18 protein-coding genes are annotated in these 17,454 nt (G+C 64.4%); 4 read left to right on the forward strand and 14 right to left on the reverse strand.

The window, feature by feature from the left end; genetic code table 11:
- The 8 genes from FHS79_RS07535 to rpsL form a co-directional block, all read right to left on the reverse strand.
- Positions 1-315: a 50S ribosomal protein L23 gene (locus FHS79_RS07535; protein WP_184197755.1), complete on the reverse strand. Its 315-nt coding sequence runs from the start codon at positions 313-315 to the stop codon at positions 1-3.
- Positions 308-928 (reverse strand): 50S ribosomal protein L4, encoded by a 621-nt coding sequence (gene rplD / locus FHS79_RS07540; RefSeq protein ID WP_184197759.1) that lies wholly within the window; start codon positions 926-928, stop codon positions 308-310. Before rplD ends, FHS79_RS07535 begins: the two co-directional genes overlap by 8 nt.
- A 5-nt stretch (positions 929-933) precedes the next feature.
- Positions 934-1,692: a 50S ribosomal protein L3 gene (gene rplC / locus FHS79_RS07545; protein ID WP_184197762.1), complete on the reverse strand. Its 759-nt coding sequence runs from the start codon at positions 1,690-1,692 to the stop codon at positions 934-936.
- Positions 1,693-1,783: 91 nt separating this feature from the next.
- A complete protein-coding gene (rpsJ, locus tag FHS79_RS07550) occupies positions 1,784-2,098 on the reverse strand; it encodes a 30S ribosomal protein S10 (protein ID WP_184197765.1) in 315 nt (104 codons plus the stop codon).
- Between the two features lie 155 nt (positions 2,099-2,253).
- Positions 2,254-3,444 (reverse strand): elongation factor Tu, encoded by a 1,191-nt coding sequence (gene tuf / locus FHS79_RS07555; RefSeq protein ID WP_184197769.1) that lies wholly within the window; start codon positions 3,442-3,444, stop codon positions 2,254-2,256.
- A gap of 110 nt (positions 3,445-3,554) precedes the next feature.
- On the reverse strand, positions 3,555-5,627 hold the full coding sequence (gene fusA, locus FHS79_RS07560) for an elongation factor G (protein ID WP_184197772.1): 2,073 nt from the start codon (positions 5,625-5,627) through the stop codon (positions 3,555-3,557).
- A gap of 63 nt (positions 5,628-5,690) precedes the next feature.
- Positions 5,691-6,161 (reverse strand): 30S ribosomal protein S7, encoded by a 471-nt coding sequence (rpsG, locus tag FHS79_RS07565; protein ID WP_184197775.1) that lies wholly within the window; start codon positions 6,159-6,161, stop codon positions 5,691-5,693.
- 13 nt (positions 6,162-6,174) lie between these two features.
- Entirely contained in the window at positions 6,175-6,546 is a 372-nt protein-coding gene (gene rpsL, locus FHS79_RS07570; protein WP_184197778.1) for a 30S ribosomal protein S12, read from the reverse strand.
- A 325-nt stretch (positions 6,547-6,871) separates the two neighbouring features.
- Between rpsL and FHS79_RS07575 the strand changes: the two genes are divergently transcribed.
- Entirely contained in the window at positions 6,872-7,672 is an 801-nt protein-coding gene (locus FHS79_RS07575) for a class I SAM-dependent methyltransferase (protein ID WP_184197781.1), read from the forward strand.
- Between the two features lie 47 nt (positions 7,673-7,719).
- Here FHS79_RS07575 and FHS79_RS07580 read toward each other — a convergent pair whose 3' ends face one another.
- From FHS79_RS07580 to FHS79_RS07595, 4 genes are all read right to left on the reverse strand, one after another.
- Positions 7,720-8,034 (reverse strand): type II toxin-antitoxin system RelE/ParE family toxin, encoded by a 315-nt coding sequence (locus tag FHS79_RS07580; protein WP_184197784.1) that lies wholly within the window; start codon positions 8,032-8,034, stop codon positions 7,720-7,722.
- A gap of 3 nt (positions 8,035-8,037) precedes the next feature.
- Positions 8,038-8,283, reverse strand: a complete 246-nt coding sequence (locus tag FHS79_RS07585) for a ribbon-helix-helix domain-containing protein (protein WP_207792270.1) — start codon at positions 8,281-8,283, stop codon at positions 8,038-8,040.
- A 111-nt stretch (positions 8,284-8,394) separates the two neighbouring features.
- Positions 8,395-11,163, reverse strand: a complete 2,769-nt coding sequence (gene secA, locus FHS79_RS07590) for a preprotein translocase subunit SecA (protein ID WP_184197787.1) — start codon at positions 11,161-11,163, stop codon at positions 8,395-8,397.
- Between the two features lie 92 nt (positions 11,164-11,255).
- Positions 11,256-11,597 (reverse strand): hypothetical protein, encoded by a 342-nt coding sequence (locus FHS79_RS07595; RefSeq protein WP_184197790.1) that lies wholly within the window; start codon positions 11,595-11,597, stop codon positions 11,256-11,258.
- A gap of 139 nt (positions 11,598-11,736) precedes the next feature.
- On the opposite strand from FHS79_RS07595, the gene FHS79_RS07600 reads away from it, so the two are divergent.
- From FHS79_RS07600 to FHS79_RS07610, 3 genes are read left to right on the forward strand one after another with little or no spacing between them, the layout of a single operon-like run.
- Positions 11,737-13,245, forward strand: coding sequence for a YifB family Mg chelatase-like AAA ATPase (locus FHS79_RS07600; RefSeq protein WP_184197793.1), 1,509 nt, complete (start codon positions 11,737-11,739; stop codon positions 13,243-13,245).
- Between the two features lie 24 nt (positions 13,246-13,269).
- Positions 13,270-13,656, forward strand: coding sequence for a DUF805 domain-containing protein (locus FHS79_RS07605; protein WP_184197796.1), 387 nt, complete (start codon positions 13,270-13,272; stop codon positions 13,654-13,656).
- A 57-nt stretch (positions 13,657-13,713) separates the two neighbouring features.
- Positions 13,714-14,220: a LysM peptidoglycan-binding domain-containing protein gene (locus FHS79_RS07610; RefSeq protein ID WP_184197921.1), complete on the forward strand. Its 507-nt coding sequence runs from the start codon at positions 13,714-13,716 to the stop codon at positions 14,218-14,220.
- Between the two features lie 60 nt (positions 14,221-14,280).
- Here FHS79_RS07610 and FHS79_RS07615 read toward each other — a convergent pair whose 3' ends face one another.
- A complete protein-coding gene (locus FHS79_RS07615) occupies positions 14,281-14,730 on the reverse strand; it encodes an MmcB family DNA repair protein (RefSeq protein ID WP_184197799.1) in 450 nt (149 codons plus the stop codon).
- A 38-nt stretch (positions 14,731-14,768) separates the two neighbouring features.
- Positions 14,769-17,402, reverse strand: coding sequence for a M1 family metallopeptidase (locus FHS79_RS07620; RefSeq protein ID WP_184197801.1), 2,634 nt, complete (start codon positions 17,400-17,402; stop codon positions 14,769-14,771).
- Between the last annotated feature and the right edge of the window lie 52 nt (positions 17,403-17,454).

The following is a 17,454-nucleotide window of genomic DNA, read 5'->3' on the forward strand; positions in this document are numbered from 1 at the left end:
TCAAATCCCCGTGGTCACGTCGATACGGTCGCCGTCGGCCAAGGTCACGATCGCCTTCTTCTCGTCGGAGCGGCGATATTCCTTGCCCTTCCAGCGCTTGGTCTTGCCCTTCTGGATAAGGGTGTTGACGCTCAGCACCTTGACGCTGAACAGCGCTTCGATGGCAGCCTTGATCTCGGGCTTGGTCGCATCCTTGGCGACCTTGAACACGACCTGGTTGAACTCGCTCACCAGCGTCGACTTCTCGGTGATGACCGGCTTGGTCACCAAGTCGTAATGCTTCAGGTCGATGACCTTGGGTTCAGCCTTAGCCATTTGCCCGGGCCTCCAGCGCAGTGACCGCAGCGCGGGTCAGCACCAGCGTGTCGTGGTTGAGAATGTCGTACACATTGGCGCCGATCACCGGCAGCACATCGACATGCGGAACGTTGGCGGCACCGAGCGCAAAGCTGCGGTTGACTTCGGCACCATCGATGAACAGCGCCGAGGTGATGCCGAGCCCGCCGAGCGCGCCGATGACGGTCTTGGTCTTGGCTTCGATGTCGAGGTCGTCGACCACAATCAGCTTGCCTTCCGACGCCTTCACCGACAGCGCGGTGAAAAGGCCGAGGGTGCGGATCTTCTTGTTGAGGCCAGGATTGAAATCACGAACGCGAGGACCGTGCGCCTTGCCTCCACCGACGAACTGCGGTGCAGCGCGGTTGCCGTGACGGGCCGAGCCGCCACCCTTCTGCTTGCCGAGCTTCTTGCCGGTGCGCGCCACTTCGGACCGCTCACGCGCCTTGCGGGCGGTGCCGCGGCGCTTTTCGAGCTGCCAGGTGACAACGCGGTGGAGGATGTCGAGGCGCGGCTCACGGCCGAACACCGCTTCCGAAAGCTCGATCTCGCCCGCATCCGCGGCGCCGATCGTCTTGACGGTAATTTTCATGGTCCTCAGGCCTCCGAGGTTTCGTCAGCGGCCGGAGCGGCGTCAACCACTTCGACAGGCGCCGGATCATTGTTCTGCTCGGGAGCAGCGGTCGACTTGAGCGAGGCCGGATAGGGCAGATCGGCCGAAGCCTTGACCTTGACCGCATCCTTGATCAGCAGCCAGCCGCCCTTCGAGCCCGGCACCGAGCCGCGAACGAAGATGAGGCCGCGCTCGACATCGGTCGAGACGATTTCGAGGTTCTGCTGGGTGCGCTGCTTGTCGCCCATGTGGCCGGCCATCTTCTTGCCCTTGAAGACCTTGCCCGGATCCTGGCGCTGACCGGTGGAGCCCAGCGAACGGTGCGAGACCGACACGCCGTGGGTGGCCCGCAGACCGCCGAAGTTCCAGCGCTTCATGCCGCCGGCAAAGCCCTTGCCCTGCGTCACGCCGGTGACGTCGACCAGCTGGCCGGCAACGAAGTGATCAGCCGAAATGGTATCGCCAAGCGCCAGAACGGCATCGGCATCGACGCGGAATTCGGCGACCTTGGCCTTGGGCTCGACTTCCGCCTTGGCGAAATGGCCGCGCTCCGGCTTGCTGGTGTTCTTGGCCTTCTTGGTGCCAGCACCGAGCTGGACAGCCACATAGCCATCATTGTCGGCGGTGCGAACCGCAACGACCTGGTTGTTTTCGAGAGCGAGAACGGTCACCGGAACATGCCGGCCATCGTCGCGGAAGATCCGCGTCATTCCCATCTTCTTCGCGATCACGCCAGTGCGCATGATCAATTCCTTTCCATCAGAGGCCCCCGGGAAAATTCCCTGGAGGGGCGTGACCCTTCCGAAAGTCGCTCCGCGTCTTTCAGTCAGGCGATTACTTGCCGAGCTTGATCTCGATGTCGACGCCAGCGGCGAGGTCGAGCTTCATCAGCGCGTCCACGGTCTGCGGGGTCGGATCAACGATATCGAGGAGACGCTTGTAGGTGCGAACCTCGAACTGCTCCCGGCTCTTCTTGTCGACATGCGGCGAACGGTTCACGGTGAAACGCTCGAAACGGGTCGGCAGCGGGATCGGGCCGCGAATAGCAGCACCGGTCCGCTTGGCCGTGTCGGCGATCTCACCCGTGGCCACATCGAGCACACGGTGATCAAAGGCCTTGAGGCGAATGCGGATGTTCTGCGTATCCATGGTGACCAATCTTGTATCGGACAAAAAACACCAGGCTGAGCGACCCTTTCGAGGTCCTTCACCCAGCCTGGTTGCCTGGTGTCTAAAAATCTGTCCCGAGCGAGCTCGCGACCGAACGAATCGGGCCGCTTCCCGAGGGAAGCGGCCCTATAGCCTTACTTGGTGATCGTTGCAACCACGCCGGCGCCGACGGTGCGGCCACCTTCGCGAATTGCAAAGCGCAGGCCGGCATCCATGGCGATCGGGGCAATGAGCTTGACCTTCAGCTGCACATTGTCGCCCGGCATCACCATTTCGGTGCCTTCCGGCAGCTCCACGGTGCCCGTCACATCGGTCGTGCGGAAGTAGAACTGCGGACGGTAGTTGGCGAAGAACGGCGTGTGACGGCCACCCTCGTCCTTCGAAAGGACATAGACCTCGGCAGTGAACTCGGTGTGCGGCTTGATGGTGCCGGGCTTGCACAGCACCTGGCCGCGCTCCACGTCGTCACGACCAACGCCGCGCAGCAGTGCGCCGATGTTGTCGCCAGCCTGGCCCTGGTCGAGCAGCTTGCGGAACATTTCGACGCCGGTGCACACCGTCTTGCGGGTGTCCTTGATGCCGACGATCTCGATTTCCTCACCGACCTTGACGATGCCCGATTCCACACGGCCGGTCACCACGGTGCCACGACCCGAGATCGAGAACACGTCCTCGATCGGCATCAGGAACGGACGGTCGAGCGGACGCTCCGGCTGCGGGATGTGCGCATCCACGGCTGCCATGAGGGCTAGCACAGCTTCGCGGCCGAGCTTCTCGTTGGTGCCATTGAGCGCGCACACAGCCGAACCACGGATGATCGGGATGTTGTCGCCGTCGTAATCGCGCTTGGAAAGCTCTTCGCGGATTTCCATTTCCACCAGCTCGAGAATTTCCTCGTCGTCGACCAGGTCGCACTTGTTCATGAAGACGACCATCGAGGGCACGCCGACCTGCTTGGCGAGCAGGATGTGCTCCTTGGTCTGCGGCATCGGGCCATCGGTGGCCGACACGACCAGGATCGCGCCATCCATCTGGGCAGCACCGGTGATCATGTTCTTCACATAATCGGCGTGGCCCGGGCAATCGACGTGCGCATAGTGGCGCGCTGCGGTTTCATACTCGACGTGGGCGGTCGAGATCGTGATACCGCGCTCGCGCTCTTCGGGCGCCTTGTCGATGTTGGCATAGTCGACGAACGTGGCGCCGCCGGTTTCAGCCAGAATCTTGGTGATCGCCGCGGTCAGCGAGGTCTTGCCATGGTCGACGTGACCGATGGTGCCGATGTTGCAGTGCGGCTTGTTCCGCTCGAATTTTGCCTTGCCCATGGGGTAAACCTCTTCCTCGAAAGTCGTTTCACGAATCTGTGCTGTAGTGCGTGCCGCTGTGGATCAACCACGCCCGAAGGCGAGGCTCACTAGCCGTGTTTGCGAATAAATCAAGCCAATTTGAGCTTGAGCTCCTCGGCCACGTTCGAAGGCACTTCGTCATAGTGGCTGAACTGCATCGAATACTGCGCCCGGCCCTGGCTCATCGAGCGCAGCTGGTTCACATAACCGAACATGTTCGCCAGCGGCACCATCGCCTCGATGACCTGCGCGTTGCCGCGCGTGTCGGTGCCCTGGATCTGTCCGCGGCGGCTGTTCAGGTCGCCGATGACATCGCCGAGATAATCTTCCGGCGTCACCACTTCAACCTTCATGATCGGCTCGAGGATCTTGATCCCGGCCTTCTCAGCTGCTTCGCGCATGCCGCCACGACCGGTGATCTCGAACGCCAGCGCCGACGAATCGACGTCATGGTAGGCGCCGTCATACAGCTTGGCGACGAAGTCGATCAACGGGAAGCCGATCTTGTGGCCCGACGCCGCAACTTCGCGGATGCCCTTCTCGACCGACGGGATATACTCCTTGGGAATATTGCCGCCCTTCACCTCATCCATGAAGATGATGCCCGAACCACGCTCGCCCGGCTCGACCGAGAACTTGATGCGGCCGAACTGGCCCGAGCCGCCCGACTGCTTCTTGTGGGTGTAATCGACGTCCACCTTCTTGGCGAGCGACTCGCGATACGCCACCTGCGGCGCACCGACATTCGCTTCGACCTTGAACTCGCGGCGCATGCGATCGACGAGGATCTCGAGGTGAAGCTCGCCCATTCCCTTGATGATCGTCTGGCCCGATTCCATGTCCGATGACACGCGGAAGGACGGGTCCTCCTGCGCCAGGCGGTTGAGCGCGATGCCCATCTTCTCCTGGTCGGCCTTGGTCTTGGGCTCTACGGCCACTTCGATCACGGGCTCGGGGAATTCCATCCGCTCGAGGATGATCGGCTTCAGCGGCGAGCACAGCGTGTCGCCCGTCGTCACATCCTTCAGGCCCACCAGTGCCACGATATCGCCGGCAAAGGCTTCCTTGATGTCCTCGCGGTTGTTGGCGTGCATCAGCAGCATGCGGCCGATCTTCTCGCGCTTGTCCTTCACCGAGTTGAGCACGGTCGAGGCGGCTTCGAGCTTGCCCGAATAGATGCGCGCAAAGGTCAGCGTGCCGACGAACGGATCGGTCATGATCTTGAACGCCAGTGCCGAGAAGGGCGCTTCGTCCGACGCTTCGCGAATCTCGTCCTCGTCCTTCAGGTTGATGCCGTGCATCGGCGGAATGTCGAGCGGGCTCGGCAGATAATCGACCACGGCATCGAGAAGCGGCTGCACGCCCTTGTTCTTGAACGCCGAACCGCACAGCACCGGCACAAAGGCGAACGCAAGCGTGCCCTTGCGGATCAGCGCCTTCAGTTCGGCCGTCGTCGGCTCGGTGCCTTCGAGGTACGATTCCATCAGGGCATCGTCCTGCTCGACAGCCATCTCGATCAGCTCGGAGCGCGCCTGGGCGGCCTCGTCCTTGAGATTGTCCGGAATGTCCGCGTATTCGAACTTGGCGCCGAGCGACTCTTCGAGCCACACGATCGCGCGGTTCTCGACCAGATCGACGAGGCCGATGAAATCACCCTCCAACCCGATCGGCAGATACAGCACCGCCGGCCGCGCGCCGAGGCGATCCTTGATCATCTGCACACAGCGGTTGAAGTTGGCACCGGTGCGGTCGAGCTTGTTGACGAAGCACATCCGCGGCACCTTGTACTTGTCCGCCTGGCGCCACACGGTTTCGGACTGGGGCTCGACCCCGGCCACACCGTCGAAGCACGCCACCGCACCATCGAGCACGCGCAGCGAACGCTCGACTTCAATCGTGAAGTCGACGTGGCCGGGCGTGTCGATGATGTTGATGCGGTGATCGTTCCAGAAGCAGGTCGTGGCGGCCGAGGTGATGGTGATGCCGCGCTCCTGCTCCTGCTCCATCCAGTCCATCGTCGCCGTGCCTTCATGCACTTCGCCGATCTTGTAGGACTTGCCGGTGTAATAAAGGATGCGCTCGGTCGTCGTCGTCTTGCCGGCGTCGATGTGCGCCATGATGCCGATGTTGCGATACCGCTCGAGCGGATTTGTGCGTGCCATGGAAAACCTGCCAGACGATTAGAGGATGAGCGCGGTTACCCGCGCGATATTACCAGCGCCAGATTACCAGCGATAATGCGAGAAGGCGCGGTTGGCTTCGGCCATCCGGTGCGAATCTTCGCGCTTCTTCACCGCAGCCCCACGGTTCGAAGCCGCATCGAGCAGTTCGCCCGAGAGCCGCTGCGCCATGGTGTGCTCGGAGCGCTTGCGCGCTGCGGCGATCAACCAGCGAATGGCCAGTGCCTGGCTGCGCTCGGGGCGCACTTCCACAGGGACCTGATAGGTGGCGCCACCAACGCGGCGCGACCGCACCTCGATGCCCGGGCGCACATTTGCCAGCGCATCATGGAACACGCCCACCGGCTCGCGGCGGCTCTTGGCTTCGATGGTCTCGAGGGCCGAATAGACGATCGACTCAGCGACCGACTTCTTGCCCTGCAGCATGACCAGATTCATGAACTTCGAGAGAACGACATCACCAAACCGGGGATCCGGCAGGACTTCACGCTTCTCGGGACGACGACGACGTGCCATTTCAATCCAATCCTTACTTCGGACGCTTCGCGCCGTACTTCGAACGGCTCTGCTTGCGATTCTTCACGCCCTGGGTGTCCAGAACGCCACGGAGGATGTGGTAGCGCACACCGGGAAGATCCTTCACGCGGCCACCGCGAATCAGCACAACCGAGTGCTCCTGCAGGTTATGGCCTTCGCCGGGGATGTAGCCGATGACCTCGAACCCGTTGGTCAGGCGAATCTTCGCAACCTTGCGGAGTGCGGAGTTCGGCTTCTTCGGAGTCGTGGTGTAAACGCGGGTGCAAACCCCACGCTTCTGCGGGCAGGCCTCCATGGCCGGCACCTTGTTCCGCGCCTTCTGCGGATCGCGACCCTTGCGGATCAACTGGTTGATTGTTGGCATCAATTCTTCCTGTCGCTTCGGCGCATGCCACCATGGCAAGTGCCTACTCCAGAGCCGCTCCGCCCAGGGATGAAGTGGAAACCCCATCCAAGGCATAAGCGCGTCAGGACCAGCCTTTCGGCAGGCCCCGCGCGCGCGGTGCACCCTGTCGTGTCCGTTCCGCCACCTGCAGCTGCGGCACATGCGTGCAAAGCAGCCACGCGCAGTGGAAGGCGCCGCATAGTGCAGCCGGCCCCCGCCGTCAATGCGCTTGCCCGATCGTCCACAGGCCCGGCCGCCCGCAAACCACTGGCATTTGCCTGCCGCAGCCGCCACACAGCATGCCATGTCGGTCCCAACTGCACCCGCCGCTTGCCGCCTCTGCGGCGGCGACCTCAACCCCCGCTTCACCGGTACCCTGCTCGGCCGTCACAAGGTCGGCTATCTCGCCTGCGCCGGCTGCGGCTCGCTGCAGACCGAGCCGCCGCACTGGCTGGCGGAGGCTTATGCCAACAACCTCGCCGACCTCGATACCGGCGCCGCCCAACGCTGCTTCGTCAACATGGGCGCCAGCCACCTTGTCGCGCGGCTGTTCGGTCTCGGCAACATCCTCGATTTCGGCGGCGGGGACGGCCTCCACGCCCGCCTGCTCCGCGATCATGGCCTCAACGCCTTTGTCGAGGACGCCCATGCCCGCCCCGGCTACGCCCAGGGCTTCGATGCCCCCGATTTCACGACGCCCGATCTCGTCACGGCCTTCGAAGTGATGGAGCATTTCGCCAACCCCGCCGAAGATCTCGCCCAGATCTTCGGCCGCGGCGCCAGGGCGGTCCTCGCCTCCACCACCCGCTGGCACGGCGAAGGTGCGAACTGGTGGTATCTCACCCCCAGCACCGGCCAGCACATCTTCTTCTATTCAGACGCCGCCATCGACCTCATCGCTCGCCGCTTCGGCTACACGCTTGTCGCCCGCGGCAACTATCTCCTGTTCGTCCAGCCCGCCCTCGCCACGCCGGCGAGGATACGCCTCGCTCGCCTGATGCTCCGCAGCCGCCTCCCCCGCCTCTGGGCCAGCCTGGTACAGATGCGCCAGCCGACCGGCGGAGATGCGGATTGGCAGGCGCTGTCGCGGCGGGACCAGGAATAAGACTCGCGGCTGCGCGTCGGGCACTGAATGATCGCGGATCCTCACACCTAAGGTGCGACGTCCTCGCGAAACCGGTCGAGTTGATGCATGCGCTCGTGCAAGATCGTCACGATACCGATCACGCCATCGGAAAGCAGCCTCCAATAGATGAAATGCTGCTCATGGCGGCAGTAGAACCCCTCGACCTCGAACTCGGCGGGAATGGAGCGCCACACGACCCTGCGAGCCGCAATGTCTTCGAATTGCGCAAAAAGGCCGTGGAGATAGCGCGATGCCTGCTCATCTCCCCACACCTTGCGCGTATGAACATAGATGTCATCGAGGCGGCGACCTGCCCCGGCCTGGACACGAAAGGCGGTCATCTATCAGCGCCGCATATTGCGGCTGATGATCATCTCGGCGTCCAGGGTTTCATACGCTGTCTCCGGCGCGGCAAAGGCGGCCATCAACTCGGTCTTCAACCGCGTGTACGCTTCAGCGTCCACGCGCTCCTTGTCCCGGCGGATCAGGTCCCGGACATATTCGCTGACATTCTCATAGGCCCCATCATCACCGACATTGGCGGCAACGAACTCACCCAAGATCCCGCTGACCCGCACGTTCAGCGTCATCCAACTGCCCATCTTCATTTCCTGCATCGATCGTCCTCAACATAAGGAATATCGAGGACAGCGCAAGGAACGGCTATTGCCGGGGGCGAATTCCCGGTCGCTGCGGCAGCCTCAAATCACCCCATGGCAATGCTTGAACTTCTTGCCGCTGCCGCACGGGCACATCGCATTGCGCGGCACTTCGCGCAGCCATTCGGCGCGCGTCTCCTCGTCCACATCAACCAGCTCGGCCGTCGCCGCCATGGCGCCAGCGAGCGCGCCGGGTGGTAGTGAACTGGGCGGCAACGAGCCAAAGGCATCGAGCGACGGCATCGAAAATCCACCGGCATCATTCTCGCCGGTGAACGGGTCGATGTGCGTCGTCACAAAGCCCGGAAGTGCGGGTTCGGACTGCGGTTCCATCGAGAATTGCGCCAGCGCCAGCGTCCGCGTCACATCCTCGCGCACGATCACCAGCATCCGCTCGAACAGCGCAAAGGCTTCCGACTTGTATTCGTTGAGCGGTGTCTTCTGCGCATAGGCGCGGAGATGGATCACCTGGCGGAGCGCATCGAGCGTCGCCAGATGCTCCTTCCAGTGATGGTCGAGCGCCTGAAGCAGGAAGTTCTTCTCGATCGAGATCCAGCTTTCGGGCGGCACGCTGGCGGCCTTGTCGGCCATCAGCGCATCCGACGCCTCGATCAGCCGCTCGACGACCATCTCGGGGTCGATGGCATCTTCCTGCGGCCAGCCGGTCACGTCGATGTCGAGCCCCAGCGTGTTGGTCACCTTGTCCTGAAGCTCCGCCACATCCCATTGTTCGGGGAAGCTGCCTTGCGGGCAGGTCTCGGCGACGATGGCGTTTACCGTCTCGTGGCGCATGTCGACGACCACATCGCCGACCGTCTCCGAATCCATGATGTCGGCGCGCTGCTCGTAGACGACCTTGCGCTGGTCGTTCATCACATCATCATATTGCAGCAGCTGCTTGCGGATATCGTAGTTGCGCGCTTCCACCTTCTTCTGCGCAGTCTCGATCGCCTTGGAAATCCAGGGGTGGACGATCGCCTCGCCCTCCTCGAGCCCCGAATTCATCATCCGGCTGAGCATCGATTGCTGGCCGAAGATGCGGAGCAGATCGTCATCGAGGCTGAGGTAGAATCGCGAAAAGCCGGGGTCCCCCTGCCGGCCCGAGCGGCCGCGCAACTGGTTGTCGATGCGCCGGCTTTCGTGGCGCTCGGTGCCGAGCACGAACAGCCCGCCGGCGGCACGCACCGCCTCGCGCTCGGCCGCCGCCTCGGCCTTGATGCGAGCAATTTCGGCGTCCTTCTCGGGGCCATCATGGAATTCCGCCAGCTCGCGTCCGATCCGCGCTTCGGCATTGCCGCCGAGCTGGATATCGGTGCCGCGCCCGGCCATGTTGGTGGCGATCGTCACCGCGCCGAGCCGCCCGGCCTGCTCGACGATCTGCGCTTCCTGCTCATGGTAGCGGGCGTTGAGCACGACATGCTTCACGCCTTCCTTGGTCAGGAACTCGCTCAGCATCTCGCTCTTCTCGATCGACACCGTGCCGACCAGGATCGGCTGGCCCTTGGCCGAAGCCTCGCCGATGGTCTTGACGATCGCCTTGTACTTGTCGGCAGCGCTCTTGTAAAATTCGTCATCCACATCGATGCGCTTGACCGGCAGGTTGGTCGGCATCTCGACGACGTTGAGCTTGTAGATATCGTAGAATTCCGATGCCTCGGTCGCCGCGGTGCCGGTCATGCCCCCCAGCTTGGGGTACATGCGGAAATAATTCTGGAAGGTGATGCTCGCCAGCGTCTGGTTCTCGGGCTGGATCGTTACCCCCTCCTTGGCTTCCACCGCCTGATGCAGGCCATCGGACCAGCGCCGCCCGTCCATCATGCGGCCGGTGAACTCGTCGATGATCACCACCTTGCCGTTCCGCACGATGTAATCGGTGTCGATGCGGAAGATCACATTGGCGCGCAAAGCCTGGTTGAGATGGTGCACCACCTGGGTGTTCTCGAAGTCATACAGGTTTTCGCCCTCGAGCAGCCCGGCGGCTTCGAGCGCGCGCTCGGCCTTTTCGGTGCCATCCTCGGTCAGGATCACCGACTTGGCCTTTTCGTCGACGATATAATCTTCGGGCACCAGCGTCTTCACCATCGCGTCGACCGAGATGTAGAGCTCGCTCTTGTCGTCGGTTGGCCCGGAGATGATCAGCGGCGTCCGCGCCTCGTCGATCAGCACCGAATCGACCTCGTCGACCACCGCGAAATTGAAGGGCCGCTGCACCATCTGCTCGCGGCTGTACTTCATGTTGTCGCGCAGATAATCGAAGCCGAACTCGTTGTTGGTGCCATAGGTGATGTCGCTGCCATAGGCCGCGCGCCGGCTGGCATCATCGAGATTGGGGATGATCACGCCCACGCTCAGCCCCAGGAAGCGATAGACCTGCCCCATCCAGCCGGCATCGCGGCTGGCAAGATAGTCATTCACCGTCACCACATGCACGCCCTTGCCGGTGAGCGCATTGAGATACACCGCCAGCGTGGCAACGAGCGTCTTGCCCTCGCCGGTGCGCATCTCGGCGATCTCGCCACGGTGGAGCACGATGCCGCCGACCATCTGCACATCGAAGTGGCGCATGCCGAGCGCACGGCGCGAGCCCTCGCGAACAGTTGCGAAGGCTTCGGGCAGAATGTCGTCGAGGCTTTCGCCGGCTTCCAGCCGTGCCTTGAACTTGTCCGTCTGCAGCCGCAGCGCCTCGTCGTCGAGCGCCTGAAGCGCCGGCTCGAAGGCGTTGATCTTCGTCACGATCGCACCGAGCGATTTCACATACCGATCATTCGCCGATCCGAACAAGCGCTTGGCGATGACGCCCAATCCGAGCATGGTGATCCTGACACATCAATGGAGGCAGGGCTTGTGCCCGCCCGATCAAGCCGCCGATGTAAGAGCCGCCCCCGCCTTCGTCAATGAAAGCGCTACTTGCGGCCCCCCGTGCGTCCGTCGATGAGCCGCTGCCGCCGCCACCAGCGCTGCCCCGCCGGCCGCCCTGTGGCGCCCTGGCGAAGCTGCTTGCGGCGCAGCCCGAAATCCACTGCCTTGCGTACCCGCGGGTAGCGCCGGGTCCAGCGCAGATAACGCCGCTTGGCCCAGCGCGAATTGCGCAGCACGAGTGCCAGTCCGATGGCGAACACCACGATGCCGACCGGTGGCGGCGTCGGGATGGCGGCAACAGGAGCAGCGATCATCAACAGCACACCCAGGCAGATCTGCGCGATCCGCATCGGCCGGCTTCGCAGCAGCCATCGCAGGGTGTTCATGTTCATCGTCCGCGCTCTATGGCTGCGATGTGGCAAGTGCAAGGCAAGCCCCGGCCGCGCTTGAGAATATGCAAATCAGCCCCTAAAGCTTTACGTTGGGTCAACAACTTCCGCAGCCATGCTGCGTCTGGAGGCCCCTTTGGTTGCACTTGTCGGAAGCGTGGCCTTCCTGGGGCTCGAAGCCCGCCGTGTCGAGGTGCAGGTCCAGATCAGCAGTGGCGCCGCCGCCTTCATCACCGTCGGCCTGCCCGACAAGGCGGTGAAGGAGAGCCGCGAACGCGTGCAATCGGCGCTCCACGCCATGGGCCTGTCGCTGCCGCCGCGCCGCATCGTCGTCAACCTGTCCCCCGCCGACCTGCCCAAGGAAGGCTCGCACTATGATCTTCCGATCGCCCTCGGCCTGCTCGGCGCCATGGGCATCATCCCCCCCGATGCGCTGGCCGAGTTTCTCGCGGTGGGCGAGCTCGGCCTCGATGGCCGGCTGAGTCCGGTCCCCGGGGTGCTGCTCGCCGCCCTCCATGCCGCAGAAGCCGAGCTCGGCCTCATCTGCCCCGCCTCCCAAGGCTCCGAAGCCGCCTGGGCCGGCGATGTCGATGTGCTTGCTGCCCCCGATCTGCTGGCGCTCCTCAACCATCTCAAGGGCACACAGCTTATCACCGCGCCCGAGCGGCTGCTCGCCGAATTCACCCGGCAAGGCCCCGATCTCGCCGATGTCAAAGGCCAGGAGACTGCCAAGCGCGCGCTCGAAGTGGCGGCGGCTGGCGGCCACAACATGCTGATGTGCGGCCCGCCCGGCTCGGGCAAATCGCTGATGGCGGCGTGCCTGCCCGGCATCTTGCCTGAACTCACCCCCGCCGAAGCCCTTGAAGTCTCGATGATCGCTTCGATGGCAGGGTCGCTGGAAGGGGGCCGCCTCCTCCGCGCCCGGCCGTTTCGGAGCCCTCATCACAGCGCCTCGATGCCCGCACTTGTCGGCGGCGGCGCCAAGGCCAGGCCCGGCGAAGTCAGCCTCGCGCATCTCGGCATCCTGTTCCTCGACGAGCTTCCCGAGTTCCAGCGCACCGTGCTCGATTCGCTGCGCCAGCCGCTCGAAACCGGCACCGTGTCGGTCGCGCGCGCTGCCGCCCATGTCAGCTATCCGGCGCGCGTCCAGCTCATCGCCGCGATGAACCCCTGCCGCTGCGGCCACCTCGATGATCCGGCCCGCGCCTGCTCGCGCGCGCCGCGTTGCGCCGCCGATTATCAATCCCGCCTGTCCGGGCCGCTTCTCGATCGCATCGACCTCCACATCGATGTCGCCGCCGTGTCCGCCGCCGATCTCACCCTGCCGCCCCCGTCCGAGTCGAGTGCCCAGGTCGCTGCCCGCGTGGCGCATGCCCGCGGCGTGCAGGCCGCGCGCTACGCCGGTTCTCCCGTCCGAACCAATGCCGAAGCCGATGGCAAGCTGCTCGAAGCCCATGCCACGCCCGACGAACCCGGCCGCGCGCTGCTGGCGCAAGCCGCCGAGCGCCTCCGCCTGTCCGCGCGCGGCTATACCCGCACCCTGCGTGTCGCGCGCACCCTTGCCGATCTCGCCGGCAGCACCCAGATTGGCCGTGTGCATATCGCCGAGGCCCTGAGCTACCGCCTCCGCGCCCCGGTAAATTGACGGACCGGCGAAAGGGCCAGCACCATGAACAAGCCTGCCAGCTTCTGGATGCTCGAACCTCTCCGCAAATATGCGGTCTTCCGTGGCCGTGCGCGCCGGGCGGAATATTGGTGGTACGCGCTTCTCTACGGCCTGCTCGCGGTCGCCACCACCATTGCCGATTTCATCGTCTTCGGCCTTCCGAACATGCTCTCCAACCCAAGCGTTGGTCCCATCACGGGGTTGCTGGGCCTGGCGCTGCTCATCCCCAGCTTCGCCGTCACCGTGCGGCGGCTCCACGATACCGACCGCTCGGGCTGGTGGGTGCTTCTCGGCCTCATTCCTTTTCTCGGCGGATTGATCCTGTTCATCTGGTTCTGCACGCGCGGCAGCCATGGCGCCAACCGCTACGGCACCGATCCGCGCGGCTGACACGGAACCTATTCCCCTGCGCAGGCGTTATGCAGTGAAGGGAGAATATGCGTGGGAATGATCGATTTTTTCAAGGACAAGCTGGGTATCGGCGGCCCTGATGCCGACAAGATCAAGGGTCAGGTCGAAAAACTCGGGCTCGACGTGCAGAACCTCGACATCAAGATCGATGATGGAATCGCCACTGTCACCGGCCTCGCCGCCAACCGCGCCGAGGCATCGAAGATCGTGATGGCCATCGGCAACAACGAAGGCATCATCAAGGTCGACAACAAGATGCGCGTGCCGCTCTCCAGCATCACCCCGAAGGCCGCCGCTTCTGCCACCACTCCTTCCCCAACTCCGGCACCCACAGCGGCACAAGACGCCGATGCCGACGAGGAAGCCGTGGTCTTCTACCCCGTTGCCAAGGGGGACACGCTCTCGGCCATCGCCAAGCGCCTCTACGGCAACGCGAATCTCTATCCGAAGATTTTCGAAGCCAACCGGCCGATGCTCAGCCACCCCGACAAGATCTATCCCGGGCAGGTGCTCCGCGTGCCCCCGCTCGATACCAGCGTCTAAAGGGGGTTTCGGAAAACCGGTCACCGGTTTTCCGACAAAAAAACACGCGACAACAACGAGCTAGGCGTCTGCAAACGCCATCATCTCCGGGTCGCTCGCCACTGCCAGTCGGCACGCGGCGGCCCGGGCAAAGCGCAGCGTTTCCGCCTTTCGCCGCGCAGCACTCAGCGGCAGCCATGGCGCGTCGCGAATCAGTGCGGCGTCATAGCGGTCGGCCACCAGCACACCGGTCCGTTCGGGGGCAAAGGCTTCCCCCACCACCGCCGCCGCCAGCGGCTCAGGCACCGCCCAGAAAAAGCGATCGCACCAGTCGAGATAATCGGGCCATTTCCGGTCACCGCGCAGATCCGCCAGCGACACCTTGATCTCGACAAGCGTCAGCCGCCCGGCCGTATCCGCCCCCAGAACATCGGCCCGCCGGCCACAGCCCAGGCTCACCTCGGCGAGCGGCATGACCCCGGCACGCACCAGCCACCTGAACACACCCCGCCTGACATCGCCACTTTCCATGGCGCCATACTAGCAGAACATTAAAAGAACGAAAGGCGTCAGCGCAGCGCTGCCGCAATCTCGCTCCCCTTGGCTTCGGTCAGGGCTGCGCAGCGGCGAATGCCGGCAACCGCCTGGCCGAGTTCGAGTTCGCCGCCGCCCAGTTCGGGCAGCCGCGGGCGCAGCAGGGTTTCCACCCGGTCGGCATCGGCGTTGGTGCAGAAGCCGCTGAACAGGTTGATGATGCCGCGCTTCGAAAAGCCGGGGTAGCTCGCCAGCACGCGGGTGAAATTGGCTTCGGCAAAGCGCGTGGCGGCGATGCGGCCGGCGGGCGAGCGGGCAACGCTGCCGACAAGGCCGGTGGTTTCCAGCGCCTGCATGCCATCGGCAAACGCAAGCTCGAGCGCCTTGGTCGCCTGTTCTTCGCTGGCGACGGCACCGATGGCACCGGCCGCCTGCGAGCGGAACAGCGGGTCCTGCGAGGCAAGCAACGCCCTGGAGAGCGCCGCCTGGGCGGTGGGGCCGCCCTCCTGCACTGCGGCGACGAGCGCCAGGCCGCGGAAGGTGGGATCGACGGCCTTCATGTCCCCGGCGATCACGGCGCGACCGGCAGTGGCGAGCCTGGCGCGGAGCGCGGGATCGGCGGCTTCATTGGCAACCAGCGGCAGCAATGCCTGGCGCAGCGACTGGCGCTCGGCGGGCTCGGATGCGTGCGCGCCGGGAGCAGGGTCGAAACCGAGCGGGGCAAAGGCAGGGCCATAGAGGCGCGCCATCAGCGCCCGATAGGCGGGCTGCTGGGCTGGCGCGATCATGCGGTTGCCGACTCCGGCGAGCCGCCCACCAAGGTTGGCGGCGGCGAGGCGTTCGGGGTGCCTCGCAAGGGCTTCGGCCGCCTTGACGATGGTGGCAAAGGGCGCGCCGCCGGCAGCAAAATCGGCCCAGAGGCTGTCGGCGAGCGCCATCGCATCACGCGCCGGCAGCGTCGGGGCGGCAGCGATCATCCGGTCCCAGCCGGCGGCATCGAGCGTGTAGCGAAAATAGCCGTTGCCGCCGGCATTGGGCACAAGGGCCGCTTCGGTGCCGATAAGGGCCGGGACGGTGGCGCTGGCGGTGCTCAGAAGATCGCAGCGCCGGCCTTCGCCGCGCGCGAAGCAATAGGGGATCTGCCAGGTCTGCGGCGTTTCAGGCGGGGTGACGCCCAGCGGCAGATAGCGCTGCTGGCTCAGCCTGATCGCCTGCGTGCCATCCTCGACGCCGAGCAGCGGCACGCCGGTCTGGGTGAGGAAGCTGTTGAGTGCCGGAATGACACGCGTATCATTCGCGGCTTCGGCGACCGAAGCGAAGAACTGCTCGGCGCTGGCATTGCCAAAGGCATAGCGGTTCAAATGGAGGCGCACGCCCTTCTGGAAGGCCTCGGCGCCGACGAAATTTTCGAACATCGAGACGACCTGCGCGCCCTTCTGATAGGTGATCCCATCGAAGGCGCTCGCCACCTGCGAATTCTCGGTGATCTCCTGGCGGATCGGGCGGCCACGGCCGAGGCTGTCGAGGTCCATCGCACCAAACGCTTCGCCAAGCTCCTGGGCAGCAATGCCGAGGTCCGGCCGCCACTGATGGGCAATCTTCTTGCCCATCCACTCCGCAAAGCTCTCGTTGAGCCAGATGTCGGTCCACCATACCGGCGTGACGAGATCGCCGAACCATTGGTGGGCCAGCTCATGTGCCACGACTTCGGAGAAGCCGCGCAGCTGGCCGAAGGGAGCGCCGCGGTCCATCAGGATCAGCGTGTCGCCATAAACGATCAGCCCGGCGTTCTCCATCGCCCCGCCCATGATCGGTGACGCGATGAAATCCAGCTTTTCATACGGATAGGGAATGCCGAAATAGTCCTCGAGCCCGGCGAGGAGCTTGGGCGTTTCCTCCAGCGTCACGTCCATGCGGCTGGCCTGGCCCTTGGTGGCGATGACGCGGAACTCCAGCGGTTCCTTGCGCACCGCATTGGCGGGGATCGTGGTGCCGCGCACATCGAATGGGCCGACGCCGAGCGCCACCAGATAGGTGGGCAGTGGCTTGGAGGCAGCGAAGCTGTGCGTCTGCATCGCGCCGCGCGTGGTGACCGAAGTTTCGGGCGTGTTGGCAAAGGCCTTCACCGCCCTGGGGACGGTGATGCTGGTGGTGAAGGGCGTCTTGAAGCCGGGTTCGTCGAAGCCGGGGAAGGCGCGCCTGGCATCGAGCGGCTCCATCTGCGTCCACGCGTACCAGTCATTGCCCACCTTGGCGCGGAAGATGCCCTCGGCACCGGAACGGAAGGCCGCCGTGTAGCGAATGGTGATCCGCGCCTTGCCGGCCGGCAGCGGCGAGGCCAGCGTGAGCGCGGCGACGCCCGACGGGTCGACCTCGGCATAGCGCGCCTGGATGACCTTGCGCCCAACGGTGACGGTGGCGGTGGTCACCGCGAGATCCTGCCCGTGCAGATAGATGGTGCTGGTGGGAGCAGCCGCCTCGATTTCGATCTTCGTCTCGCCGCTGAACCGCTCCTTGGCGGGATCGATGACGAAACTCAGATCATAGGCCAGCGGCTTGACCCCGGCTGGCAGGCGCCCGGTGGGCACATCTGCGGCTGCCACGGGCACGGCGGCCAGCGCGAGATTGCCGAGGGCGAAGGTGGCGAAGGTGGCGAGAAAGGTGCGCATGCGCGTCTGGATGACGCAAATGCGACGGAAAGGGAAGAGGCTGCGCGGGGGG

Source organism: Polymorphobacter multimanifer (assembly GCF_014205635.1).
Taxonomy (GTDB): Bacteria; Pseudomonadota; Alphaproteobacteria; order Sphingomonadales; family Sphingomonadaceae; genus Sandarakinorhabdus; species Sandarakinorhabdus multimanifer.